22 protein-coding genes and 1 pseudogene are annotated in these 25,579 nt (G+C 64.8%); 13 read left to right on the plus strand and 10 right to left on the minus strand.

Annotated features, from left to right (window positions below; genetic code table 11):
- The first annotated feature begins 55 nt into the window (after window positions 1-55).
- Window positions 56-2,527: a TonB-dependent receptor gene (locus tag D6B98_RS03910; protein ID WP_205680443.1), complete on the plus strand. Its 2,472-nt coding sequence runs from the start codon at window positions 56-58 to the stop codon at window positions 2,525-2,527.
- 74 nt (window positions 2,528-2,601) lie between these two features.
- Here the strand turns inward: D6B98_RS03910 and D6B98_RS03915 are convergent, their stop codons facing one another.
- The 3 genes from D6B98_RS03915 to D6B98_RS03925 are packed head-to-tail and all read right to left on the minus strand — an operon-like array spanning window position 2,602 to window position 6,128.
- A complete protein-coding gene (locus D6B98_RS03915) occupies window positions 2,602-3,627 on the minus strand; it encodes an ABC transporter permease (RefSeq protein ID WP_126255594.1) in 1,026 nt (341 codons plus the stop codon).
- Window positions 3,624-5,141, minus strand: a complete 1,518-nt coding sequence (locus D6B98_RS03920; protein ID WP_126255595.1) for a sugar ABC transporter ATP-binding protein — start codon at window positions 5,139-5,141, stop codon at window positions 3,624-3,626. Before D6B98_RS03920 ends, D6B98_RS03915 begins: the two co-directional genes overlap by 4 nt.
- 33 nt (window positions 5,142-5,174) lie before the next feature.
- A complete protein-coding gene (locus tag D6B98_RS03925) occupies window positions 5,175-6,128 on the minus strand; it encodes a sugar-binding protein (protein WP_126255596.1) in 954 nt (317 codons plus the stop codon).
- Window positions 6,129-6,493: 365 nt separating this feature from the next.
- Here D6B98_RS03925 and D6B98_RS03930 point away from each other — a divergent pair, with 365 nt between their 5' ends.
- The 5 genes from D6B98_RS03930 (at window position 6,494) to D6B98_RS03950 (ending at window position 11,357) form a co-directional block, all read left to right on the plus strand.
- A complete protein-coding gene (locus D6B98_RS03930) occupies window positions 6,494-6,856 on the plus strand; it encodes a hypothetical protein (RefSeq protein WP_126255597.1) in 363 nt (120 codons plus the stop codon).
- A 368-nt stretch (window positions 6,857-7,224) separates the two neighbouring features.
- On the plus strand, window positions 7,225-7,635 hold the full coding sequence (locus D6B98_RS03935) for a hypothetical protein (protein ID WP_126255598.1): 411 nt from the start codon (window positions 7,225-7,227) through the stop codon (window positions 7,633-7,635).
- A 154-nt stretch (window positions 7,636-7,789) separates the two neighbouring features.
- On the plus strand, window positions 7,790-9,247 hold the full coding sequence (locus D6B98_RS03940; RefSeq protein WP_126255599.1) for a GH1 family beta-glucosidase: 1,458 nt from the start codon (window positions 7,790-7,792) through the stop codon (window positions 9,245-9,247).
- A 234-nt stretch (window positions 9,248-9,481) separates the two neighbouring features.
- Entirely contained in the window at window positions 9,482-10,714 is a 1,233-nt protein-coding gene (locus D6B98_RS03945; protein WP_126255600.1) for an acetyl-CoA C-acetyltransferase, read from the plus strand.
- Window positions 10,715-11,054: 340 nt separating this feature from the next.
- Entirely contained in the window at window positions 11,055-11,357 is a 303-nt protein-coding gene (locus tag D6B98_RS03950) for an HU family DNA-binding protein (RefSeq protein ID WP_025037698.1), read from the plus strand.
- Between the two features lie 69 nt (window positions 11,358-11,426).
- Here D6B98_RS03950 and D6B98_RS39675 read toward each other — a convergent pair whose 3' ends face one another.
- The 5 genes from D6B98_RS39675 to D6B98_RS03970 form a co-directional block, all read right to left on the minus strand.
- The gene (locus D6B98_RS39675; RefSeq protein WP_164718362.1) at window positions 11,427-11,582 is read right to left on the minus strand and encodes a hypothetical protein; all 156 of its coding nucleotides are present in this window, start codon (window positions 11,580-11,582) and stop codon (window positions 11,427-11,429) included.
- A gap of 4 nt (window positions 11,583-11,586) precedes the next feature.
- The gene (gene lon, locus D6B98_RS03955) at window positions 11,587-13,992 is read right to left on the minus strand and encodes an endopeptidase La (RefSeq protein WP_126255601.1); all 2,406 of its coding nucleotides are present in this window, start codon (window positions 13,990-13,992) and stop codon (window positions 11,587-11,589) included.
- An 8-nt stretch (window positions 13,993-14,000) separates the two neighbouring features.
- Complete coding sequence (locus tag D6B98_RS03960) at window positions 14,001-14,384, minus strand: Hsp20/alpha crystallin family protein (protein WP_126255602.1); 384 nt, start codon at window positions 14,382-14,384, stop codon at window positions 14,001-14,003.
- Window positions 14,385-14,534: 150 nt separating this feature from the next.
- A complete protein-coding gene (locus D6B98_RS03965; protein WP_126255603.1) occupies window positions 14,535-15,101 on the minus strand; it encodes a YciE/YciF ferroxidase family protein in 567 nt (188 codons plus the stop codon).
- A 104-nt stretch (window positions 15,102-15,205) separates the two neighbouring features.
- On the minus strand, window positions 15,206-15,412 hold the full coding sequence (locus D6B98_RS03970) for a hypothetical protein (RefSeq protein WP_126255604.1): 207 nt from the start codon (window positions 15,410-15,412) through the stop codon (window positions 15,206-15,208).
- Window positions 15,413-15,502: 90 nt separating this feature from the next.
- On the opposite strand from D6B98_RS03970, the pseudogene D6B98_RS03975 reads away from it, so the two are divergent.
- The 7 genes and pseudogenes from D6B98_RS03975 to uraD all read left to right on the plus strand — a co-directional run bounded on the left by D6B98_RS03975 (window position 15,503) and on the right by uraD (window position 21,985).
- Window positions 15,503-16,128: pseudogene (locus D6B98_RS03975) on the plus strand (MarC family protein).
- A gap of 138 nt (window positions 16,129-16,266) precedes the next feature.
- Window positions 16,267-16,659, plus strand: a complete 393-nt coding sequence (locus D6B98_RS03980) for a class II aldolase/adducin family protein (RefSeq protein ID WP_205680444.1) — start codon at window positions 16,267-16,269, stop codon at window positions 16,657-16,659.
- Window positions 16,660-16,671: 12 nt separating this feature from the next.
- Window positions 16,672-18,459 carry a chloride channel protein gene (locus tag D6B98_RS03985; protein WP_126255605.1) on the plus strand — a complete coding sequence of 596 codons (1,788 nt, stop codon included), beginning with the start codon at window positions 16,672-16,674 and terminating at the stop codon, window positions 18,457-18,459.
- Window positions 18,460-18,763: 304 nt separating this feature from the next.
- Complete coding sequence (locus tag D6B98_RS03995; protein ID WP_126255606.1) at window positions 18,764-19,174, plus strand: hypothetical protein; 411 nt, start codon at window positions 18,764-18,766, stop codon at window positions 19,172-19,174.
- A 571-nt stretch (window positions 19,175-19,745) separates the two neighbouring features.
- The gene (locus D6B98_RS04000; protein WP_126255607.1) at window positions 19,746-20,159 is read left to right on the plus strand and encodes a DUF3830 family protein; all 414 of its coding nucleotides are present in this window, start codon (window positions 19,746-19,748) and stop codon (window positions 20,157-20,159) included.
- Complete coding sequence (gene puuE, locus D6B98_RS04005) at window positions 20,160-21,095, plus strand: allantoinase PuuE (RefSeq protein ID WP_126255608.1); 936 nt, start codon at window positions 20,160-20,162, stop codon at window positions 21,093-21,095. It begins immediately after the preceding gene.
- 2 nt (window positions 21,096-21,097) lie between these two features.
- The gene (gene uraD, locus D6B98_RS04010) at window positions 21,098-21,985 is read left to right on the plus strand and encodes a 2-oxo-4-hydroxy-4-carboxy-5-ureidoimidazoline decarboxylase (RefSeq protein WP_126255609.1); all 888 of its coding nucleotides are present in this window, start codon (window positions 21,098-21,100) and stop codon (window positions 21,983-21,985) included.
- Here uraD and D6B98_RS04015 read toward each other — a convergent pair.
- Both D6B98_RS04015 and D6B98_RS04020 read right to left on the minus strand, forming a co-directional pair.
- Entirely contained in the window at window positions 21,982-24,708 is a 2,727-nt protein-coding gene (locus D6B98_RS04015; RefSeq protein ID WP_126255610.1) for a molybdopterin-dependent oxidoreductase, read from the minus strand. The two genes, uraD and D6B98_RS04015, sit on opposite strands and share 4 nt — an antisense overlap.
- Window positions 24,705-25,529 (minus strand): FAD binding domain-containing protein, encoded by an 825-nt coding sequence (locus D6B98_RS04020; protein ID WP_126255611.1) that lies wholly within the window; start codon window positions 25,527-25,529, stop codon window positions 24,705-24,707. Before D6B98_RS04020 ends, D6B98_RS04015 begins: the two co-directional genes overlap by 4 nt.
- Window positions 25,530-25,579: the final 50 nt, after the last annotated feature.

Consider the following 25,579-nt stretch of genomic DNA (forward strand, 5'->3'; position numbering starts at 1 on the left):
CCCGACCAATCGGCGAAGGGCAAAACAGCCGGTGGTCACGGATGGGAAGGCGGGGATGGGCAAGGTTCTTTGGTTCAAGCGTCGTTTGTTGATGGCTTCGGTGTCGACCGGTCTGGTGTCCGGGATGCTCTTCGCGAGCCCCGCGGGGGCCGCGCAAGACGAGGAGACCAACGTCCAGAATTTGCCGCCGGTCGAAGTGGCGGCGCCGCCGCCGTCGGTGGCGAGGCGTACGGCGCCGACGCGACCGGTCGCGCGCATCGGGGCCGCGTCGTCCGCAAGTCCCCGGACACGCATCTACGTTTACCCGACTGCGCCGGGCATCGGCAGAGGTCTTGATGTCGACAAGGTGCCGTCGGCGATCAACGCCGTCGATCCGAGCCAGATCAAGCGCACCGGCTCGCTGAACGTCACTGACGCGCTCCGTGACAACATCGCCGGCGTCAACATCACCGAGGTCACCGGCAATCCGTTCCAGCCGGATGTCGAATTCCGCGGCTTCGTCGCCTCACCCGTGACGGGCACGCCGCAGGGCCTTGCGGTGTATCAGAACGGCGTCCGCATCAACGAGGCCTTCTCTGACGCGGTCAATTGGGACCTGATCCCCACCGCAGCGATCAGGTCGGTGACGCTGGTGACCAACAATCCCGCCTTCGGTCTCAACGCCCTGGGCGGCGCGCTCAATCTGCAAATGAAGGACGGCTTCACCTATCAGGGTGCGGAACTCGATCTGATGGGCGGCTCGTTCGGCCGCATCCAGGGCTCGGCGCAATGGGGTAAGCAGGTCGACAACAATTACGCCGTCTATGCCGCGCTGGAAGGCCTGCGCGACAACGGCTTCCGCAACTACTCTCAATCCACCGTGCGGCGGTTCTACGGCGATATCGGCTACAAGGCCGGCGACAGCGAATTCCATGCCAATATGGGCGTCGCCAAGAACGATTTCGGCGCCAGCGCCACCGTCCCGGCCGAACTGCTCGACAAATATTGGGGCGCGACCTACACCACCCCGCAGACGACGTCTAACCGTGTCGGCTATCTCAATCTGACCGGAAAGGTCGATGCGACGCCGACCTGGACGCTCGAAGGTACCGCGCATGTGCGCAGGTACGAGCAGAAGCTCGTCGACGGCAATCCGACCGACGTGCAGGAATGCGCCGATCCGGCGCTGCTCTGCTTCGGCGATGACGCCACGCCCGCCAACGGCGCAGACGGCGTGCAGCTCGCCAATCCCTTCGCACCGGGAACGATTCTCGGCGAGATCGATCGAAGCTCGATCCGTTCGACCACGTTCGGCGTGTCAGGACAGGCCACCAACACCGATCAATTGTTCGGCCATGACAACCGCTTCGTGGTGGGCGCAGCCTATGACGCCAGCGTGACGCGCTACAACGCGACCGCCGAGATCGGCTCGATGGGTGAGAATTACGTCGTCAGCGGCAGCGGCGTTTTCCTGGGGGCGACTCCCACGGCAGATCCCGTGGCCGGCCCCGTCTCGTTGCGGACCGTCAATCAATACAATGGCCTCTACGCGATGGACACGTTCAACGTCACGGACGCCTTCGCGATCACGGGTGGTGGGCGCTTCAATGCGGCGCGGATCTCGCTGGAAGATCAGCTCGGCACGGCGCTCAACGGCGATCACACCTTCACCCGCTTCAATCCGATGATCGGCGGCACCTACAAGATCACGCCGGAATTGACCGCCTATGCTGGCTACTCCGAGGCCAATCGCGTGCCGACGCCGCTCGAGCTCGGTTGCTCCGATCCCGCCCGTCCCTGTCTGATCGCGGCGTTCCTGGTCTCCGATCCGCCGCTCAAGCAGGTCGTGTCCAAGACCGTGGAAGCCGGCCTGCGCGGCACCAGGGAGCTGAACATCGGGACCCTCGGCTGGAAGATCGGCGGCTTCCGCGCCACCAATTATGACGACATCGTCGCGGTCCCCGTCGTCGGGCGCACGGGCTTCGGCTATTTCTCCAACATCGGCCGGACCCGCCGGCAGGGCCTCGAGGCCGAGGTCAACATCAAGTCGCCGACGCTCCAGTTCCAGGCGAGCTACGCCTTCGTCGACGCGCGCTTCCTGGATCCGCTCGAGCTCGGCTCGGAAAGCCCGTTCGCCGATGACGCCACCGAGACCATCCAGGTCAGGCCCGGCAACCAGATCCCCGCGATCCCGCGCCACCGCGTCAAGGTCGGCATCGATTACGCCCTGACCGACGTCTGGAAGGTCGGCGGCAACGCGCTGTTCGTCTCCAGCCAATATCTGGTCGGCGACGAGTCCAACCAATATGCCAAGCTGCCGTCCTATACCGTGTTCAATCTCCACACCTCCTACCAGGTGACGAAGAACGTCCAGCTCTACGGTCGCGTCGACAACATCTTCGACAAGCGCTACGCGACCTATGGACAGTTCTTCGATCGCGAGGCCTTGCCCAACTTCACCAACGGCGGCGCCGAGTTCACCGACCCGCGCTCGCTGAGCCCGGCCAGGCCGCGCGCGTTCTACGCGGGGATGCGGGTGACGTTCTAGATACTTGGAAGCGGTGGCGTCCTCACGTGATTGACCCGTCTGATTCGGACACACGCCCGCGCAAACCGTCGCTTTCACTCCACCTTCATTCTCTCGATCGGTACGGCCGCGGCGCTCGCCTGCCCTCGGCCTTTGGCCGCGCCCACGCGGTGGCGTCGCTGCACCAGATACTGATCGCCGAGCACCCCGGCCAGGATCACCGTTCCCATCACCGCGAAATTGAGCGAACTCGGAATGCCCAGCAGGTTGACCAGATTCTGTAGCATCTGGAGCAGTACGGTGCCGAGTACGACGCCGATGATCGAGCCTTCGCCGCCGCGCAAGGAACAGCCGCCGAGCACAGCGGCGGCGATGGCATAGAGCTCGTAGAACGAGCCGTGCACGGCCGGCGAAATCGAACGGGTGTACATCGCGATCAGGATGGCTGAAAATGCCGTCAGCCCGCCGCAAATGATATAGGCCGAGATGATCACGCGGCTGGAGCGAATGCCGGAATAGCGTGCCGCCTCCTCGTTCTTGCCGACGGCATAGAGATAGCGGCCGAACACGGAGCGGTGCAGCACCACCCAGGCGATGATGGTCACGACGCCAAGCGCCACCACGCTGTGCGGCAGCGGAAAGCCGAGGACGTTGGTGCGGCCAGCGGCCAGCCATTCCAGCATAGGAAAGCTCGCACCGAAGCCGAACCCCGCCGTCGCGTCCTCGGTATAATAGCGTGCCGCGCCGCGATAGATCAGGAGGCCGCACAGCGTTACCACGAAAGCCTGGATCCGCATCCTGGTCACCAGCGTGCCATGAACCAGGCCGATCACGAGCCCGGCCGCAACGATGATGGCGGTTGCCACCAACCAGTCGACGTCGCGATTGACGATGAGGTCGATGAACAGGACCCCCAGCAATGCGATCACGGAACCAACCGACAGTTCGATTCCGCCGATGATGATGACGAAGGCTTGCGCGATGGAGAAGATGCCGAACAGCCCGACCTGGTTGGCGGTATTGGAGAGGTTGCCAACGTACAGGAATCTCGGATTGATGAGGGCGACGACGGTCCCGACCAAGAGGATCAGGACCAGAAGGCTCAGGTCTTTCTTGCTCAAGGTCCCTCCGGCTCAATTGCGTGACCGACGGCAAGCTGCAGCACATTGTGCTCGCTGAACTGGCTGCGATCAAGGAAGCCCGAGATCGCGCCTTCATGCATGACCGCGATCCGGTCGCTGATCCCGATCACCTCCTCCATGTCGCTGGAGATCATCAGGATCGCAACGCCGCCGTCGGTCAGACGGCGCAGCATGTCGTAGATTTCCTGCTTGGCTCCGACGTCAACGCCACGCGTCGGCTCGTCGAAAATCAGGACCTTCGGCCGCATCGACAGCCATTTGGCGAGCACGACCTTCTGCTGATTGCCTCCCGACAGAGAGCCGACGGCGGTCTCGACGTCGGGCGCGCGGATATTGAGACGCTCCCGCTGGCGCATCGCATTCTCCTTCTCGCGCGCCGTATCCACCAGCCAGAAGCGCGAATAGGACGCGAGATCGGGCAGCGAGATGTTCTCGGCGATCGAGACGTCGAGCAACAGGCCCGAGCCCTTGCGGTCCTCCGGAACGAGGTAGATGCCTTGCGCGATGGCGGCTCGCGGGTTTGCGATACGGATCGGCTCGCCATCTAGTCTGATCGCGCCGCCACGCAATCGGTCGATGCCGAAGACGGCGCGCGCGAGCTCCGTGCGGCCGGACCCGACGAGGCCGGCAAGTCCGAGGATCTCGCCGCGATGGACCGACAGGCTCACGGCGCGGTCGGGATAGGTGTCGGTGACGGCATCGATGATCTGGAGCACGCTGTCCCCAGGAGCTGCGGCCGGGGGAACGTAAAGCGATTTCAGGTCGCGGCCGATCATCAGGCGGATCATCGCCGCCGGCGAGAGCTCCGCGCGCTTCAATGTGCCTACCACGCGGCCGTCACGCAGCACGACCGCGCGATCGGCGCACTGCATCACCTCGTTGAGCCGATGGGTGATGAAGATGATGCTGACCCCGTGGGCTTTCAGGCCGGCGACGATCCGCATCAAGCGGTCGGTCTCCGTGAGCGTCAGGCTCGAGGTCGGCTCGTCCATGATGACGAGACGAGCATCGAGCGAGAGCGCCTTCATGATCTCGACGAGTTGGCGCTGCGCCAGCGACAATTCGGCGAGCGGCGCATCGGCGGCGAAATCGCAGCCCAGCCTATCGAGCAGCGGAGCGACGCCGGCATGCATCCGTTTGCGGTCGATCAGCCGCAAGGGCCCGCCGCGCACGGGCTCGCGGCCGATGAAAACGTTGGCGGCGACGTCCAGATTGTCGAAGAGGTTCAGCTCCTGATGGACGAAGGCGATGCCGGCCTTGATCGCATCCGCCACGGTGAGCGAGCTTCGCGCGGCGCCGTCCACACGGATGACGCCGCCGCTCGGCTCCACGACCCCGCCAAGCACGCGCATTAGCGTCGACTTGCCGGCGCCGTTCTCGCCGATCAGCGCAATGACCTCGCCGGGCGACACCTGCAAACTGACGCGATCGAGCGCGACCACGCCAGGATAGCTCTTGCTGATGTCAATCAGTTCGAGGAACGGTCCTGACATGGCGGGCTGCGGCTCGGGCAGCGGGGATATCTCCTATTTCTTCAGCATCTGCTTCATCGAGGCCATGAAGTCGTCGACATTCTCCTTTTCGATGACCTTGCCGGGCACGATGATGATGCCGTTGGCCGGAACACCAGACTTGTTGCCGCCGATGTAGTTCGCCATCAGCTTCATGCCCTGATAGCCCCATTCGAACGGCTGCTGTACCACCGTGCCGACGATGCTGCCTTCCTTGACGCCGCCGAGCGTGATCGGATCCTCGTCAAAGCCGATGATCTTGATCTTGTTGAGCTTGCCGGCTTCCTTGAGCACCTCGTAGATGCGCGGCGTATTGTAGGAATAAAAGCCGACGAGGCAGCTCACATCGGGCATCGCAGCAAGGATGTCCTCGACGTTGCGCTTGGCGCGGGTCTGGTCGATCTCGTCGCCGCGGACATCGACGAGCTCGACCTTCGAGCCCTTGATCGTCTCCTTCACGCCTTCGATGCGCTCGCGCGCATTGTCGGCGCCGGGTAGGCCGACGAAGCCGACGCATTTGCCGCCGTTCGGCAGCGCCTTGACCATCAGCTTTCCTGCCTCCTTGCCGAGATCGGTGTTGGAGGAGCCGATATAGGCCACGCGCTTGGACTGCGGCGCGTCGCTATCGGTGGTGAACAGCACCGTCTGGGACGCAACCTTGTTGAGGTGATCGGTCTGGTTCTTCGGATCGACCGCGCTGACCATGATGCCGGCGGCGCCGGCGGCGACGAGGTCGTCCATCACGCGCTGCTGCACGGCGGCCGCAGCCTGTTCCGGATATTTGAACTGGAGGTCGTAGTTGGGCAGCTCGCCCTGCGCCTTCTTCACGCCGGCCTCAGCGATCTTCCAGAAGTCGGATGCGCCGTTGACGACGAAGGCCAGAACCTTCTTGTCTGCCGCACCGGCCGAGCCGACACCCGATGCTATCGCGAAGGCAATAGAGACACCTGCAACCAAGAGACGCTGCATATTATCCTCCCTAAGGCGGTCGGCCCTTGATGAAGGCCAACTCTGCTTGTGCCCAAATTGGACGCACGTCTCACCCCCAGGCTGCGCGGCGATCAGCTGCCATCCGCATCGTTGCGGCGGGGCCGACTCACCGACGGCCGGCGAGGTGAAATGAGGCACGTACCTCAAGGTAGCAGAAGCACGCCGGGCGTGCAATCAGAAGCACGGTCGCGGCGCCGACCGCGAGGCCTTGCCCAACCGCACCAACGGTGGCGCCGAGCTCACCGACCCGCGCTCGCTGAGCCCGGCTCAGCCGCGCTCTCGGACGCCGCGTCCATTGCTCTGCTGGAGTGCTCGCTGATCTTGCAGAATATTCCGCCTCCGGCATGATAGCTTCGGAGGCCTGCTTTGCCGTGTCGTTGAAGAATCCGGATGCCGTCGCTGCGATCGTTTCAGCGCTTCGGCACGTCTACGGCGACGAGATCGCGCGACTGATGCTCGTCGAGGGCATGAGCCTCGCCGACCTGATCGATGCGATGTTTTCCGCGCCCTTGACGCACCGCGAGGCGGTTCGAGATATCACGGACGCATTGGACGATTTTGTCGTTTCACCGGACCTGGGTCTGATGTGGCATCTCAAGTACATCTATGCAGACGAGCCCGGTTCCCTCCACGTCGTGGACATGGAGATCGCAACGCCCAACGGCACGCTGGCAAGCAAGGACGTCTGGCTTCGTCTGTCCACTTAGAAGCGATAGCGCCCTGGCGATGACTTGGTCTCGTTCCGCGCAGCGCTGTCTTTACCAATCAGAAACCATCAAAAATGATCTGAAAACTTTAACGAAACTGCCCGGCACTCTCCGCGTCAACTCGACGGAGGGCCCGCGTGATGACAGAGCACCAATTGAGAGAGCAGGAATGCCGGATCGCCCGTTATCGGCGTTTGGAGCGGGAGGTGACGGATCCGCTGGCCGCGTGTCTGCTACACGACATCGTCGAGGAGCTCGAAGCCGAGCTGCGCAAGGACAGGCCGGAATGGAACGGGCCGCGAGATTAACGCTTTCTTAGCGCTAATCATGCGGATTATCGTCGGGGAATGCCAGGGGAGACTGCTCCCATGCTGAAGGACGGGACATATGCGGCGTGGTACAAGACGCCGCTCGATCAGGGGACCGGGATCGTCCATGTCGCAGACGGACAGATCTGGGGCCGCGACAGCCTGATGACCTATCACGGCTCCTGTCAGGTCGATGGAGATCGCTTCACCGCCACCGTGTCGACGAAGCGCCATACCGACGGTCGTGCAACCGTGTTCGGCGTGGAAGACGAGCTCACTTTGGACATCGAGGGAAACTGCCCCGGCAAGATCGCGACTTACACCGCGACGGCACAACAAGTGCCGGGCATGATTCTCCAGGGAACGCTCATTCTCACCGAACCGCCGCCGCCGACACGTGAACAGCGAGCCGAGCAGCGCCCGGCGTTCAACCCCGCCAAGTTGCCAAAGCTGCCGAAGCGCCCGCGCTGAGCCGGGAAGCACGCGGGGCAGTTGCCCGGCATCCATCTGTCGTGCCCCCGGGCCGCGCGATTCTGCATCCGGTTTCTCCCAAAGCTTGCTTCTCAAACCGCCCTGAACTCGCCATTGTGCGCCCGCAACAGGCCCCTGAAGCGGAGAAGCATCAATGTCGGACAAGGTCTCGCGTCGCCGTTTCGCGAAACTCGCGGGGCTGTCCGCAGCCGGCCTGACCGGTTCGCTCGATGCGGCCGAAGCGAGGCCGGCAGCAGCGCCGCGCGCCGGCTTTCCCGCCGGCTTCGTCTGGGGCACGGCGACCTCCTCCTACCAGGTCGAGGGCGCGGTCAACGAGGACGGGCGAGGGGCCTCGATCTGGGACAAGTTCGTGCGCATCCCCGGCAAGATCGAGGACGGCACCACTGGCGACCGCGCCAACGAGCACTATCGCCGCTACAAGGAGGATATCGGGCTCATCAAGGAACTCGGCTGCAAAGCCTACCGCTTCTCGGTGGCCTGGCCGCGGCTGTTTCCGGACGGCGACGGCAAGCCCAATCCGAAGGGGCTCGACTTCTACAACCGGCTCATTGACGAGCTCCTGAAGAACGGCATCGAGCCGTGGCTGACGCTCTATCATTGGGACCTGCCGCAATCGCTTGAGGATCGCTTCGGCGGCTGGCGCTCGACGGAGACCTGCAAGATCTTCGGCGACTACGCGGCCTATGTCGCCGAGCACCTCACCGACCGCGTGAGGAATGTGTTCACGCTGAACGAGAGCGGCCGCTTCGTCTATTTCGGCTACGGCATCGGCATCGACGCGCCCGGCGTGAAGTTGCCGCAAGCCGAGGTCAACCAGATCAGGCATAACAGCGCGCTGGCGCACGGGCTCGCGGTGCAGGCGGTGCGCGCCCATGGCCGTCGCGGCACAAGGGTGGGGCCGGCCGAGAACATCGATGCCTGTGCGCCCGCGATCGACACGCCGGAAAACGTTCGCGCTGCGGAGATCGCGCTGCGCGAGATGAACGCCGGCTATCTCAACGTCATCATGACAGGCCGCTATACCGATGCCTTCCTGAAATTCGCCGGGCCCAACGCGCCCAAATACACCGATGCGGAGCTGAAGATCATCTCCTCGCCGGTCGATTTCCTCGGCCTCAACATCTACGCGCCGCAGCACTACGTGGTGGCGTCCGACCAGGGCGCGGGCTTCATGCCGCTGCCGATTCCGAAATCGTTCCCGCACATGAATTCGGACTGGCTGCGCGTCGGACCCGAGACGATCTACTGGGTGCCGAAGCTGGCGGCAAAGATCTGGAAGACGGATGCGATCTATATCAGCGAGAACGGGGCCTCCGGCGACGACGTCGTGACGCCCGACGGCAAGATCTACGACACCGATCGCATCATGTACCTGCGCAACTATCTCGCCCAGCTCCAGCGCGCCACGGCCGAAGGCGTGCCGGTGCGCGGCTATTTCCTCTGGAGCCTGATGGACAATTTCGAATGGGTCTATGGGCTGAACAAGCGCTTTGGGCTCTATCACGTCAATTTCGATACGCAGGTGCGTACACCGAAACTCAGCGCCAGCTTCTACCGCAACGTGATCGCGAAGAACGCGGCGGGGGCGTGATTGCTTTCCTCGCCCAGAGGTCGTCATGCCTGGGCTTGTCCCGGGCATCCACGTTCTTCGTCCATTGACTAAGACGTGGATGGCCGGGACAAGCCCGGCCATGACGTCGCCGAAGCTTCGTGGGCTAACCGCGCAACGGAAAATCCGCGCGAGTGACGTCTGCAACGCGGATTGACTCTCCTCTCCCCGTTATTCAGAACTGTCCTCAACACTCATAACAAGAGGACAGCGCCCATGACCGACGCACTCATCATCGATGCCTGCCGGACCCCGCGCGGCGTCGGCAAGGCCGGCAAGGGGGCACTGTCGGGCATACATCCGCAGCAGCTGGGCGCAACCGTGCTGCGCGCGCTCGCCGAGCGCACCGGCATCGACACCGCCGACGTCGACGATATCGTCTGGGGCTGCAGCGCGCAGGTCGCAACGCAAGGCGGCGATCTCGGCCGGATGTCGGCGCTCGACGCCGGCTACGATGTGCGCGCCAGCGCCGTGACGCTCGACCGCTTCTGCGGAAGCGGCATCACCAGCGTCAACATGGCCGCAAGCTCGATCATGGCGGGCGTGGAAGACCTCGTCATCGCCGGCGGCTGCGAGATGATGTCGATGGAGGGACGCCGCGGCTCGGGTCCGATGATGATGGACAACGGCAATCTGCGTCTGCGCGCGCGGCATCCGCAGTCGCATCAGGGCGTCTGCGCGGATGCGATCGCGACGCTGGAAGGCATTACCCGAAGGGATGTCGACGCGCTCGGGCTGGAGAGTCAGAAACGTGCCGCGCACGCGATGGCGAACGGGTATTTCAAGAAGAGCCTCGTGCCGGTCCACCGCGAGGACGGCAGCCTTGCGCTCGACCAGGAGGAGTATCCGCGGCCGCAGACCACGATGGAGGGGCTGAGCAGCCTGAAGCCGGCATTCCCGGGGATCGCCGACTATGCGCTCGACGACAAGGGCACGACCTATCGCGGCCTGATCCTGCAGAAATATCCTGATCTCGAGATCGACTTCGTGCACCATGCCGGCAACTCGTCCGGCGTCGTCGACGGCGCCGCGGCGATCCTCTTGGCCTCGCCCGCTTACGCCAAGGCGCATGGCCTCAAGGCCCGCGCCCGCGTGGTGGCGATGGCGAATATGGGGGATTCGCCGACCCTGATGCTGAACGCACCGGTGCCGGCCACGCGCAAGGTGCTGGCGAAGGCCGGCTTGACCGTCGACGACATCGACCTGTTCGAGATCAACGAGGCGTTCGCGGTGGTGGCGGAGAAATATATCCGCGACCTCGGGCTCGATCGCGCCAAGGTCAACGTCAATGGCGGCTCGATCGCGCTCGGTCATCCCATCGGTGCCACCGGCTCGATCCTGATCGGCACCGTGCTCGACGAGCTCGAACGGCGCGACTTGAGGCGCGGACTTGTCACCATGTGCGCCGCCGGCGGTATGGCTCCCGCCATCATCATCGAGCGCGTCTAGCCAATTGCTCGCACTTCTCCCTGTTCTTACGGGGAGGAAGACCGGCGACATCGATCCAACCCTTATTTTTCAGGGTGAATCGCGCGCTTCCTTGCACAAAGAGGCCGGTCGTCGCTTGTCGAAGGCGGCGAATCAGTTCTAGCAAGATGTCGTGCGGGCCTTTGAAACAAGGCAAAATCCGCTGCCTGAGGCTTCTCCCGCTCCGGAAGTAGCTAAAAAGCAGGGCTTTTTGCCACAGAGGGCCAAAAAAGCCCGTAAAATCGCGACAAAACTGTGCAGAAGGCTATAGGCCTTCGCCGGTTGGTCTAATATGCAGCCGTCACGAATCAGAGGAGACACGATGGCAACCCAAATGTCCAAATCGCAGTTGATCGAAAAGATTGCGACCGCCACAGAGCTTTCCAAGCGCGACGTCAAGAACGTCATGGAGACGCTGACCGACGTCGGCCACAAGGAGCTCAAGAAGAACGGCCTGTTCCTGGTGCCGGGCTTCGCCAAGTTCGTGGTCATCAAGAAGCCCGCGACCAAGGCGCGCAAGGGCACCAACCCGTTCACGGGTGAAGAGATGATGTTCAAGGCCAAGCCGGCCCGGAAGATCGTCCGCGCCCGCCCGGTCAAGGCGGCCAAGGACGCCGTGGGCTAGCGACGCAAGGCCCCCTTGGGTAAGGGGGCCTTTTGTTTGGGGCAGCCGCGAGGACTTGAGACGGAGGGCTCAACCCTTGCGGCGCTTCACCCTGACCGGAACGGGTTGAAGCTGCCGCCCGGGCGCCGCCAGCGCATCGCGAAGCCGGTCGATCGCGCGATCGAGCATTTGGCGCAGCCGCTGCGTCTTCCGCGATCCCTTCGCTTTCTCCAGCAGTTTCTTCATCGCGTTACTCCGCCGCTTCGACTTTCGCGTTGACCTTCGCATTGACTTGGGCCTCGACCGGTTCGAGCGCCGCGGCGATGGCTTCGTCGACACGCTCCAGCCAGATGAATTCGAGGTTGTCCCGCGCGCTCTTCGGGATGTCGTCATAGTCCCGCTTGTTGCGCGCCGGCAGCATCACCCGCTTCAGGCCGGCGGCCGCGGCTGCGACCACCTTCTCCTTGATGCCGCCGACCGGCAGCACCAGGCCGCGCAGCGAGATCTCGCCGGTCATGGCGGTGTCGCTGCGCACGGTGCGGTTGGTGAGCAGGGACGTTAGCGCCGTGAACATCGCAACGCCCGCGCTGGGCCCGTCTTTCGGGGTTGCTCCCGCGGGCACGTGCACGTGGATGTCGCTCTTCTCGAAGGCTTGCGGATCGATGCCGAGCTGCGAGGCGCGGCTCTTCACCAGCGTCATCGCAGCCTGCACGCTCTCGCGCATGACGTCGCCGAGCTGACCGGTCAGGATCATGCCGCCCTTGCCGGGCACCTTTGATGCCTCGATGAACAGGATGTCGCCGCCGACCGGCGTCCAGGCAAGGCCCGTGGCCACGCCCGGAATGCTGGTGCGCTGGGCGATCTCGCCTTCGAAGCGCGGCTGGCCGAGCACGGTGACGATGTCCTTCGCCGCTATCACGACCTTGGCAGCCGTACCCTCGGCGACCTGCACCGCAGCATGCCGGAACAGCTTGCCGATCTCGCGCTCGAGGTTACGCACGCCGGCCTCGCGGGTGTAGCCCTTGACCACCAGCTTCAGCGCCTCCGGCTCGATCTCGGCCTGCTCGGCCGAGAGGCCGTTGGCCTCCAGCTGCCGCCGCACCAGATAGCGCCGCGCGATCTCGAGCTTCTCGTCCTCGGTGTAACCGGCGAGGCTGATCAGCTCCATGCGGTCCAGCAGCGGCCCCGGGATCTGGTCCAGCATATTGGCGGTCGCGATGAACACCACGCGCGACAGGTCGAACGGCACGCCGAGGTAATTGTCCCGGAACGTCCCGTTCTGCTCGGGGTCGAGCACTTCCAGCATGGCGGCCGAGGGATCGCCCTGCACGCCGCGGCCCATCTTGTCGATCTCGTCCAGCATCATGACGCAGTTCCGCGCGCCGGCCTTCTTGATGCCCTGGATGATGTTGCCCGGCAGCGCGCCGATATAGGTGCGCCGGTGGCCGCGGATCTCGGCCTCGTCGTGCACGCCGCCTAAGCTGACGCGGACGAAGGGACGGTCCATCGCGCGGGCGATGGATTGGCCAAGCGAGGTCTTGCCGACGCCGGGCGGACCGACGAAGCACAGGATCGGCGCCTTGCCCTGCGGGGCGAGCTTGCGGACCGCCAGATATTCGATGATCCGGCTCTTGATCTTCTCCAGGCCGAAATGGTCGGCGTCGAGGATGGCTCGCGCCTCCTTGATGTCGATCGGCTTCTCCGCAGGCAGCGCCCAGGGCAGCTCGATCAGCCAGTCCAGATAGGTGCGGACCATGCCGGCTTCGCCGGCGGCCTCCGGCATGCGCTCGTAGCGGCGCAGCTCCTTCTTGGCGTGTGCGTCGGCCTCGGGCGGCATATTGGCCTTGGCGATGGCAGCCGTCAGCTCGGCGACCTCGGCGGCCTTGCCGTCGCCTTCACCGAGCTGGCGCTGGATGGTCGCCATCTGCTCGCGCAGGATCGCCTCGCGCTGCCGCTCGTCGAAGGAGGCCTTGGTCTTCTGGCCGATTTCGTTGGAGATGCGCAGCACCTCCAACCGCTCGGCCAAGTGCTTGGACACCTTCTCGACGCGCAAAACGAGGTCGATGGTCTCCAGCACCTCCTGCTTGTCCTGCGGCTTGATGTCCATGAACGAGGTCGCCAGGTCCGCCAGCGCGCCGGGCGCACTGGTGCCCTGGAACATCGCGGCCAGCTCGGGCGGCGCCTGCGGCAGCAGCTCGATGGCCTCGATGGCCTGGCGCTGCAGGTTCAAGGCGCGCGCCTCGATCTCGGGCGAGGTCGTGGTCGGCTCGGGGATCTGCTGGAAGCGCGCAACGGGAAACGGCGTCCCCGGCAGGAAGTCGAGGAGGCGTGCACGCTGCACGCCCTGGCAGACGATGTGGTGGCTGCCGTCGGGCGCGGTGATATAGCGCACGATGTTGGCGATGGTCGCGACCCGGTACAGGTCGTCCGGCCCCGGCGCATCGGTCTCGGGGCTGCGTTGCAGGACGATGCCGACGGGCCGCTGCTCGCGCAGCGCCTGCTGGGCGGCGGCGATGGACTTCGCCCGGCCGATGGTGATCGGCGCGATGGCGCCGGGGAACAGCACCATCTCGCGCACGGGGATGATGATCAGCGCGTCGTCGGGGATCTTCACGTCGTTATTGGTCTGTTCGTTGTTCATCTGTTCGGTGGCCATGATCGACCTCAGGATTTGGCGAGGCGCAGTGCGACGCAGCCGTCCATCACGAAGCGGCTGATGGCGTAGCGGCCGACGGGCAATGCAATGCGGCGCTCAAAACGCCCCTGCGGCAGCTCGAGCCGATGGATGCGGGCGTTGCGGAGCTCCGGCGGGAGGGTGCGCTGGCCGGAGATGACGAGCACGCCGTCATGGATGACCGTCTCGACATTGTCCGGATTGACGCCCGGAAGCGCCACCAGGATCAGGAGCTCGTGCTCGGTTTCCAGCACGTCGATCGGCGGCTCCCAGCAGGCTTCCTGGCGGCCGAACTGCTGGCGCAGCCGGTCGGCGCGGGTCAGCGAGTCCAGGGCTTCGGACAGCATCCAGTCGAGGGGATTTTTGGGTTGCATGTGGAAGGCTCAGGGGTGGGAAAGCCTGCATATGGGGCCGGTTCCCGGAAAATCCAGTGCGCCGGCGCCGACGTGCCATGCGCTGTCGTGCGATCCAAAACAAACGCCGCGGCATGGGCCGCGGCGTTCCGTCATCGGCAGCGGCGCGGGTCAGGCCGCGGCGCGGTACTCTTGCTCCGCTTCGAGGTTGATCACGGACGTCGCGAGCTCCGTCAGCGCGTGATCGGTCGCCTCTTCTTCGTCCAGCGTCGCCTGAAGCAGCCTTGCCGCGTCCTGCATGCCGAGCTCCTCGGCCCAGGTCCGCAAGGTGCCGTAGCGGGAGATCTCGTAGTGCTCGACCGCCTGGGCGGCCGCGAGCAGTCCAGCATCGAGCGCCGGTGCGCCCTTGAAGTCCTTCATGATCTCGGCGCCCTCGTCGGTGATGCCGTTGATGGCCTCGCAGGGCTTGCCGCGTGCAGGCTTGCCCAGCATCTTGAAGATCTGGTCCAGCCGCTTGACCTGACCCTGGGTCTCGCGCAGGTGCTTGTTGAAGGCGGCGGCCAGCTCCTTCGACCGCGCTGCCTTCGCCATCTTGGGCAAGGTCTTGATGATCTTGTTCTCGGCGAAATAGATGTCCTTCAGCGTCTCCAGAAACAGGTCGCTGAGCATCTTCGGTGCCTGTCGCGGTCGGCGCGCCGCGGTCTTCTTGGTCGTGCGCTTCTTTGCTTGCTTAGCCATAGGTCCTCCTCACGAGGTGACACAGGAAGGCCTCGCCCTCCTCAATCCTCAGGCGATCAAAGCCGCTTCAGCAACGAAAGTTCCAATCTGCAACCGGTCAACGCTCAGGTCGGGCGCTTATACGGATCTTCCTGGCGCTGCCGCGCCTCGGTGTTGCGATCGAGCTGTGCCCGCTCGCTGCGCCTGAGGTGGCCGGCCTTCATCACGCCATAGACGAGGGCCGCGCCGAGCACGAACGCGCCGATGAACCAGAGCCAGAGCAGGTTGGCAGAGAGCTGGCCGAGCAGCATTCCGATTCCACTGTCGCTCATCGATCGTCTCCAGTGATTTTGCAAAACGGTCCTGCCGGGCTAAGTCAGACCGCCCGCCATCGTTCCAGCGTCCAGGGAGCCCACCGGGACATGATCGACTTCGCCCTGTCAGCCTTCGTGACGCTGCTGCTGGTGGTCGATCCTGTCGGCCTCGTTCCGGCTTTTCTGGCGGCCACAGCCGGGCTGCCCGACACGATCAAGCGAACGATCGCGCTGCGCGCGCCGCTGATCGCGGCCTCGATTTTGGTAATGATCGCGCTGCTCGGAAACTGGCTGCTGCGCCAGCTTGGGATCGGCGTTCCAGCCTTCCAGATCGCCGGCGGGCTGCTGCTGTTCGGCGTGTCCTATCAGATGATCTTCGGCGATCGTCCGCACCGCGAGCCCGCGAGGCCGACCGAGCGACCTCGGAGCACGCCTCCGATGTCGCGGTGTTTCCCCTGGCCATCTCCATGATGGCCGGCCCCGGTGCCATCGCGACCACGCTGCTGCTTTCGGGCGATGCCGGCTATGGGGCGAGGCTCGCGATCATCATCGCCGCCGTCCTCTCGGTCTGCCTGCTCTGCATGCTGTGCTTCGTCTCCGCTCACCTGATCGCGCGCACTCTCGGACGCACCGGAAATGCCGTGCTTTCGCGCGTCCTCGGCATGCTGCTCGCGGCCTATTCGGTGCAGTTCGTGATCAACGGGATCGCGGCCGTCCGGGCCGGCCTGTCATAGGGCTGCGATAACAGGTGAATCCATTGATTTTGCCGTCCGTTTCGTGGTTTTGGCACCCGATCCGGGCCGCTTTCGCTTGCACTGCCATGTTGCTTTGACGTACTTCCGGTCTAACAAGACCATCGTCGGGAAATCGGGATGTCGATGACAACGGACGAGCTCGCCAAGCGACAGGCCATCATCGACGCTTGCCGGCGCATGAATGCGCTCGGCATCAACCAGGGCACCTCAGGCAACATTTCTGTCCGGCATGTGGACGGGCTGCTGGTCACGCCGACGTTCGGAACCGCGGAATCGTCCGAACATGCGGTGCGGGCGCTGGAGGGCCGGCTTGCCTGTCTGCTCGACCATCACGGCATGATCGCGGTCGGCAAGACGCTGGACAAGGCGATGTGGCTCGCCGTCGAGGTCGAGACGCTGGCGCGGCAATATCACGGCTGCCTCCAGATCGGACAACCGCCGCTGCTCCACAGCGCCGAGATCGAGCGGGTCCGCCAGCGCATGGCCGGCTACGGCCTGCCGGAAGGGTAGGGCAGGCAGAAAGTGTTCGTGCGGATCAGGCATCTCGTCGATCGCAAGGGAACGAACCGGACCATGGTTCGGCTGCGCGCCCTCTTGCGCAGCAACGAGTTCTACCTGATCCCGCTTGCGCTGGTGATCGGCACGCTCGCGGGCTCGGTCGTGACGCTGATGGCCCAGATTGCCCAGATCGCGCATGTGGTGATCTACGGCATTCCCATTGATGTTCACCTGTCGGCTCACGAGAGCGTCAGCCCGTGGGCGGCGCTGATCGCGCCTGCGCTCGGCGGCCTGTCGCTCGGCATCATGGAATGGTCGCGGCGGCGCATGAAGATCTCGAATGCGGTCGACCCGATCGAGGCGAACGCACTGCGCGGCGGCAATCTGTCGATGCGCGACAGCATGGTGGTGTCGAGCCAGACGCTGATCTCCAATGGCTGCGGCGCCTCGGTCGGCCTCGAGGCGGGCTATACCCAGATCGGTTCGGGGATCGCCTCGCTGTTGGGCAAGTTCTTCAATCTGCGCCGCAACGATCTGCGCCTGATGGTCGGTTGCGGCGCTGCCGCGGCGATCGCGGCGGCGTTCGGCGCGCCGATCACCGGCGCCTTCTATGCCTGCGAGTTGATCGTCGGAGTCTATTCGGTCAGCAGCGCAGCGCCGATCCTGGCAGCCTCGCTGGCCGGCGCGTTGACCGCGCAATGGCTCGGCGGCGCGCCGTATTCGCTGGAGATACCCAAGGTAAGCGCCGTCGGCGTCGAGCAATATCTGGCACTGATCGGGCTTGCGCTCATCACCAGCGGCGTCGGCATCGCCGTGATGCGCTCCTCGCCGATGTTCGAGCGCCTGTTCGCCTGGATGCCGGTCTGGCTGCGTCCGGTGATCGGCGGCCTCATCGTCGGCGGCTTTGCGATCATCACGCCGCAGGTGCTGGCAGCCGGCCACGGTGCCATGGTGCTCGATCTGTTTCACGAGATGACGATCGGCCTGATCGCGCTGGTCATCGCCTTGAAGGTGACGGCCTGCCTGATCTCGCTCGCCTCGGGCTTCCGCGGCGGTCTGTTCTTCGCATCGCTTTTCGTCGGCAGCCTGATCGGCAAGTTCTTTGCCGCGGTGCTGCTCCTGATCAGCCCGAACTTCGCGATCGATCCGCTGGTCGCGATGCTGACGGGCATGGCGACGCTCGGTGTCGCCGTCGTCGGCGGCCCGCTCACCATGTCGTTCCTGGTGCTGGAGATGACCCGCAATGTCGACGTCACCGCCGTGGTGCTGGCCGGCTGCATCGTCACCTCGATCTGCGTCCGCTTCATGTTCGGCCACTCCTTCTCGACCTGGCGCCTGCATCTGCGCGGCGAGACCATCCGCAGCGCCAACGACGTCGGCTGGCTGCGCAATCTCACCGTCGAGCGCCTGATGCGCTCCGACGTCGGCAAGGTGCCCTCGACCACGACGATCGCCGCGGTTCGTCGCGAGTTCGCGCTGGGCTCGCGGCCCGGAATCGTGATCGTCAACAATGCGGACGAATATGTCGGGTTGGTCATGCTGCCCGACTTGTTCTCCAATGATCTCGACAGCATCGCCGACGACATCCAGGTGGTCGAGCTCGCCCGCCTGATCGACATCGTGCTGATCCCGGAAATGAACGTGAAATCGGCCATGGCGGTGTTCGACGAGGCCGAGGCCGAGATGCTGGCGGTGGTCGACTCCACCGACAGCCGCAAGGTGGTCGGCTTCCTCACCGAGAGCTTCGCCCGCCGCCGCTATGTCGAGGAGATCGACAAGGCCACGCGCGGCGTGCTGGGCGCGTTGTCGTAAGCGCGCCTATAGGCGGGATGGGGCTGCAACGAGGCAGGTCACGATCCGCCGCACCACGGCAGCACCACGAGCAGCGTTGGAAAGGCGACCGGCGAGGACAGCGCCCAGGTGCCCGGCGGTGACCGCAAAACGCAGCGGCTGTTCATGATCCGCTCAGGTTGGAGGGTGCATGCTGGGCTTCGGCCGTTCGTTTACAATCGTTCAAAACGTGGCGGATTGCCGCGATTAGGAAACCATTTCAGTGGTTTGCGCGTTTAACGTGGTTTGCATATTCTACGTTTGCGCAAGGACATAGGAGGTCAAAATGACTGCCAGACCGATGATTTCTGCCGGCCGCAAGACGCTACTGGCCGCGTTCGCCAGCCTGGCAATGGTCGCAACCTCCGCATCGCCCTCTGCTGCGGCGTCCGCAGGGGCGGCTGAGGCGCTGTCCACGAAGCCTGTCACGGCAGGGCAGGGCTCGTCCGACGTCACTGATTTCAGCTCAGCCCGGCGTCGCCATTACTATCGACGCGGGCCCAACGCTGCCGGTCTCGCCTTCATGGGCCTCGCGGCGGGGATGATCGGTGGTGCGATCGCCGAGAGCCGGCGCCGCGAGTATTACGAGAACCGCTATTACTACGGCCCGCGTCCTTACTACGGCGGTACCGGTTATTATGGCGGTCACGGCTATTACGGCGGCGGCAGCCCTTACTATTACGATCCGGGCTATTAGGGATCGTATCGAGCGATCGTTTTCGGCGCTGCCCGGATTGGGTTGCACAAAGAGGGCGGTGCTTTGTGCCGCCCTTTTTTGATGCGCCGGTGCTTCTGTAGCCTGGATGGCCCCGTCCCGGATTGGGCCGGCACCTGGAAAGAACCTGCGCCAGACTCAACTCTCGTGCCCCGGACGCAGCGCAGCGCTTCTTCAGCGGTGCGCCGCAGAGCCGGGACACGAGGGGGTGATGCAGCTAGCTCTCTGTCTTTGCGCGCCTGCCGTCCCTCGCGGAGCCGCCCGGCCCATGCCGGCCAATTATTCGGCAATCATGCCCGCCCGCGCCGATGGACTTGCCTGCGGCAATCCGGTTCAATGGGACCCATTGAGTTTCCAGGCGACGCGCGAGCCAAGATGGCGGCGAAGGCCGCGGCCGGACGTCCCGATCCTTCTGCCCCGATCGGGGCGTACCGCAGACCGCAAGCTGGTACTCCATGACGTGTGATGCGGCGCGCCACTTGCGCGAAGTCGTCGGGAGTGCTCTTTGCTTGAGCGTTGTCCGGGGCCACCGGACCCGATCCCGAGAGATGAGATGAGCAAGCTCGTTATCCGCGCCGGCGATTTCACCTTCGATGCCCGCTTCGAGGAGCAGCTGGCACCCAAGACCGTCGCCGCCTTTCGCAAGGCGCTGCCGTTCGAAAGCCACATCATCCATGTGCGCTGGAGCGGCGAAGGCGTGTGGATGCCGCTCGGCGATCTCGATTTCGGCGTCGGCTATGAGAACCACACCAGCTATCCCGCGCCCGGCCAGATCATTCTCTATCCCGGCGGCATCAGCGAGACCGAGATCCTGCTGGCCTATGGCAGCGTGCATTTCGCGAGCAAGATGGGCCAGCTCGCCGGCAACCATTTCATCACGCTGACCTCCGGCCTGGAGAATCTGGCGGCGCTGGGCAGGAGCGTGCTGTGGAAGGGCGCCCTGCCGATCCGTTTCGAGGAAGCCTGAGTGACCGATAAGAGCTACCCGCGCGATCTCCGCGGTTACGGCCGCAATCCGCCGCACCCGCAATGGCCCGGCGATGCGCGGATCGCGGTGCAGTTCGTCGTCAATTTCGAGGAAGGCGGCGAGAACAACATCCTGCACGGCGACCGCGCCTCGGAAGCGTTCCTGTCCGACGTGCTCGGCGCGCAGCCGTGGCCCGGCCAGCGCCACGCCAATATCGAATCGATGTTCGAATACGGCTCGCGCGCCGGGTTCTGGCGGCTGTGGCGGATGTTCGGCGAACGCAACTGGCCGACCACGGTGTTCGGCGTCGCCACCGCGCTCAAGCGCAACCCCGAGATCGTCGCGGCGATGAACGAGGCGGGCTGGGACATCGCCAGTCACAGCCTGAAATGGATCGAGCACAAGGACATGACCGAAGCGCAGGAGCGCGCCGAGATCGCGGAGGCGATCCGCGTCCATACCGAAGCCACCGGCGCGCGGCCGCTCGGCTGGTACACCGGACGCTCCTCGATCAACACCAACCGTCTGCTGATGGAGGAGGGCGGCTTCCTCTATCTCTGCGATTCCTATGCCGACGATCTACCCTATTGGATCAAGGGCGCGAATGGCAAGCAGCTCGTCATTCCCTACACGCTGGATGCCAACGACATGCGCTTCATCAACCCGCAGGGGTTTGCAGAAGGCGAGCAGTTCTTCACTTACCTCAAGGACGCTTTCGACGTGCTCTATGCCGAAGGCGAGACCGCGCCCAAGATGATGTCGGTCGGTCTGCATTGCCGCCTCGCCGGTCGGCCCGGCCGCGCTGCTGGCCTGATCCGCTTCCTCGACTATATCGGCAAGCACGAGCGAGTCTGGGTGCCGACGCGATTGCAGATCGCGCAACACTGGCACGCCAGGCACGCGGATCTTGCCGCCGACGCATTTGAGATCGGTTGACGATGTCGCAGATTTCCCTCTCCGATCTCAATGGCGCTGCCAAGGCCGATTTCGTCGCCGCGCTTGCCAACGTCGTCGAATACTCGCCGTGGATCGCCGAGCAGCTCGCCGACAAGCGGCCGTTCGCCGGCATTAACCAGTTGCACACGGCGCTGATGGCGGTGATTCAAGGCGCCGACCCCGATGTGCAGCTCGCGCTGATCCGGGCGCATCCCGATCTCGCCAGCAAGACCCGGCGCGCGGCAGGGCTCACGGCGGAATCGACCAATGAGCAGAACAGCGCCGGCCTCGATCGGCTGTCGGATGCCGAATACGCCGCGTTCGAGCGCGTCAACAACGCCTATCGCGCCAAGTTCGGCTTCCCCTATATCGTCTGCGTGCGCCGGCACACCCGGGATTCCGTGCTGCGCGATTTCGAGGTCCGGTTGCGCAATATCGCCAAGACCGAGACACGGCGGGCGATCGAGGAGATCGGTCGGATCTCCGCGCTGCGGCTCGATCAGCTCGTCATTGCCGACGACGAGTTGAAGGTGCATGGCCGGCTGTCGACCCATGTGCTGGACAATCAGATCGGCAGGCCCGCGGCGGGCATCCCCGTGGAGCTTGTCGAACTCTCCGCGCTCGGCGAGAACCGAATCATCGCGCGCGCGGTCACCAATGCGGACGGCCGCACCGACCAGCCGCTGATCGGCGGACGGCCGCTGCCGATCGGCCGTTACGAACTCAGATTCAGCACTGCCGGATACTATGCCGAGCGCAACGTGCAGCTCACCGACCCGCCGTTCCTCGACGACATCCCGCTGCGCTTCGCGATCAGCGAGCCGGAAGGCCACTATCACGTGCCGCTGCTGGTCACGCCGTGGAGCTATTCGACCTATCGCGGTAGCTAGCCGCCGAACTTCTCGAGCAGCGCCGGAAACAGCCGGTCCGGCTTGAACGGCGGTGCGGTGAAGCGGATGCCGGTGGCATCGGCAATGGCGTTTCCGAGCGCGGCAGCGACCGGATTGTACGGACTCTCGCTCATCGACTTCGCTCCCAACGGACCGATGGTGTCGGTCGTCTCGGCGAAGAACACCTCGGTGCGCGGCACGTCGGCGAAAGAGGGCAGGTGGTAGTCGCGGAATTTCGGGTTGATCACGCGCCCCTCAGCATCGATCACCATCTCCTCGTAGAGCGCGGCGCCGAGCGCTTGGGCGACGCCGCCTTCGACCTGGCCGCGGCACTGCATCGGATTGGCGACGACGCCTGCGTCGGCGGCGTGCACGCTCCTGAGAATCCTGAGCTCGCCGGTGCCCCGGTTCACGCCGACGCGAAAACCCTGCACGTTGAAGCCGACCGAGCGCGGCGTGCCGCCGGAATTGCCGCTGCCGACGAACGGTCGTCCGCGTTCGCCGCCGAGCTTCGCCAGCTCAACAAAGGACATGCGCCGTACGCCGCTGACGACTGCATTGTCCTCGAGCACACAGGTCCCGACGTCACAGAGCCACGCGCCGGCGGCGGCCGCCTTCAGCTCGGTCGCGAGTTGCATGGAAGCCGCATGGGTCGCCTTGCCGGCGACGAAGGTGCCCGCACTGCCATAGGCGCCGGTGTCATGGCCGCCATGGGCTGTGTCGGACTGGCGCAGGTGGATCCTGTCGACGGTGGTCGCAAGTGTGGTCGCGGCGATCTGCCGGTGCACGGTGCTGGTGCCGTTGCCGAACTCGGCGGTGCCGACGGTGAGCTCGAAGCCGCCGTGCTCGTTGAGCACGATCATGGCGTCGGCGATATGTCCGGCCGGCGGCACGGTGTGAATCATGGTCAGCGCGACGCCGTCGCCGATCAACCATTCCGGCGACAGGTCCGGCTGGGGACCATCGGCATGCATGGCGCGCTCGACGAGGTCGAGACACTGGTCGAGCCCGTAGGAGCCGTAGACGACGTCGTGATATTCGGACGGTGGCGGCGACAGCATGGGATCGCCGGGTCTGACGATGTTGCGCCGGCGCATCTCGTAGGCGCTGATGCCGAGTTGCTTCGCCAGCTCGTCAATTGCGGCTTCGACGGCGATGAGCGCCTGTGGCAGGCCGTAACCGCGAAACGCCCCCGCCGGCACCGTATTGGTATAGACCGCAAAGCCATCGACCCGCTTGTTCGGGCAGTTGTAGACGGCAATGGTCTCCGCCAGGGCGTGGAACATCACGGGACCGGCGTGATTGCCGTAAGCGCCGGTGTTGGAGAGTAGGTCGAGCTGGAGCGCGGTGAGCTTGCCGTCGGCGTCGGCGCCGGCCTTGATGTGGACCCGCATCGGGTGCCGCGTCGAGGTCGCGATGAACTGCTCCTCGCGGGTGAGCTCCAGTTTCACAGCGCGTCCGGTCTTCAGCGCAGCGAGCGCCAGAATGTCCTCGACGAACATCTCCTGCTTGCCGCCAAAACCGCCGCCGACGCGCTCGCAGAACACGCGGACCTTGTCCATGGGAAGCTGGAAGATATTCGAGAGCGCGCGGCGGGTCAGGAACGGCACCTGCGTCGAGCTGCGGACGTTGAGCACCCCGGACTCATCGAGCCAGGCGAGGCCGCCATGGGTCTCCAGCGCGGCATGCTGCACGCGATGACTGTGGAAGGTGGCCTCGTATGTGACGGCGGACGCGGCGAGCGCCGAGGCGACATTGCCGAATTCGCCATGCGTTTCCGCCGCGAGGTTGCACTGGGGATCGGCGATGCGGTTCGCGGTGGTTCGATCGGGATGAATGACGGGCGCGCCCGGCGCCATCGCCTGCTCGGGATCGATCAGCGCCGGCAGAATCTCGTAATCGACCTTCAGCCGGCGGCAGGCCTCCTCGGCGGCGGCCTCGCTCTCGGCGACGATTGCGGCAACGCGCTGGCCGATGAAGCGGACGACGTCGTCGAGAATGCGGGTGTCCTCCGGGTCCATCCAGTCCATCTCGTGCCGCGCAGTCGAGATCAGGACCGATGGTGCATCCTCGTGCGTCAGCACCGCGTGCACGCCGGGAACTTGCAGCGCTTGCGACTTGTCGATCGCGGCGATCCTGGCGTGGGCATGAGGCGATCGCGCCAGCTTGACGTGAAGCAGGCCGTCGATCGCGGTGTCGAAGGTGTAGCGCGCGATGCCACGCACGATGTCGGGGCCGGCGGGCGCCGGCAGGCTGCGGCCGAAGGCGGCGCCTGCCTCGACGCCTGTCTCGACGTTGGTCTTGCCGAGCAATGCATCCTCGATCGAGCGGTAGCCGGTGCAACGGCAGATATTGCCCTTCAGCGCTGCGCCGAGATCGGTGCGCTGGGCCTGGTTCAGCGAGGCGCAGGTCAGGATCATCCCGGCGGTGCAGAAGCCGCATTGGAAACCCTGCGCGTCAAGGAAGGCCTGCTGCATCGGATGCGTGCCGCGGTCTCCGGCGAGGCCTTCGATCGTGGTCACGGGGCGTCCCTCGGCCCGGAACGCCGGGATCAGGCAGCTATGCACCGGCTCGCCGTCAAGCAGCACGGTGCAGGCGCCGCAATCGCCGGCGTCGCAACCCTTTTTCACGCCGAAATGGCCAAGCTCGCGCAGGAACGTGCGCAGGCATTGACCGGCGCGCGGCTCCTGCGCGAACGTCTTGCCGTTGATCTCGAAGCTCACGACGTTGCTCCCAGGAGCTCGCGGCGAATCTCCTCGGCGAGCCGCAATGTCATGTGTTTGCGCCAGAGCGGCTGGCCGTGGATGTCGGTGTGATACAGATCGTCCGTGATCTGCTGCGCGATCGCTGCATGCAACGCACTCGCATCCGGAGCGCCGCGAAAGGACAACTGGATCGGCCGCACCGTCGATGCGGTAACCGTGAGCGTCAGCACGCCATCGGTATCGCGGCTGCCGATCAGGAGCGCCGCCGAGCGGCCGACCGGTGCCAGCGAGATCTGACGAAACGCCGTGCGGCGTTTCAACGCGGCAACCGGAATATCGATCTGGCGTAGCAGGTCGCCCGGCGTCAGGCGATTGCGCTGGTTGCCGGTGACGAAGTCGATCACCGGAATCTTCTGCTCGCCGCCACCGGCCTTCCAGATGGTGCAGACGCCGTCGAGCGCGGAGGCGAGCGAGATCATCGGCCCTGCCGGCAACGACATGCAGAGATTGCCGCCGATGGTCGCGGTCTTCCAGATCTTGAACGAGGCCAAGAAGGCCCGGCAGCACTGGCCGATCAGCGGCGCTGCGCGCCAGTCAGGCGGGCAGGCGAGACCATCGAGCTGCGCGATGGTGCAGGTCGCGGCGATGCTGAGATGGTTCTCTGTGACCGTCAGCGCCGGCCATTTCAGATCGGTGAGATCGATCAGTCGTGTCAGATGAGTCTGCGGCTCCGAGAACAGCCAGGTGCCGCCTGCCAGCCAAGCATCCCCAGCCGTCCAGACCGGCAGCTGTGCGCGCGTTTGCGGATGGGCGACCGCTGTGATGGTATTCAAGTCCATGGCTGCGCCCACGCTAGCGTCGGGTGAATCGTCCGACGGAAAGTCTTGCA

It is taken from the genome of Bradyrhizobium sp. LVM 105, assembly GCF_003957705.1.
In the GTDB taxonomy this organism is placed as follows: Bacteria; Pseudomonadota; Alphaproteobacteria; order Rhizobiales; family Xanthobacteraceae; genus Bradyrhizobium; species Bradyrhizobium frederickii.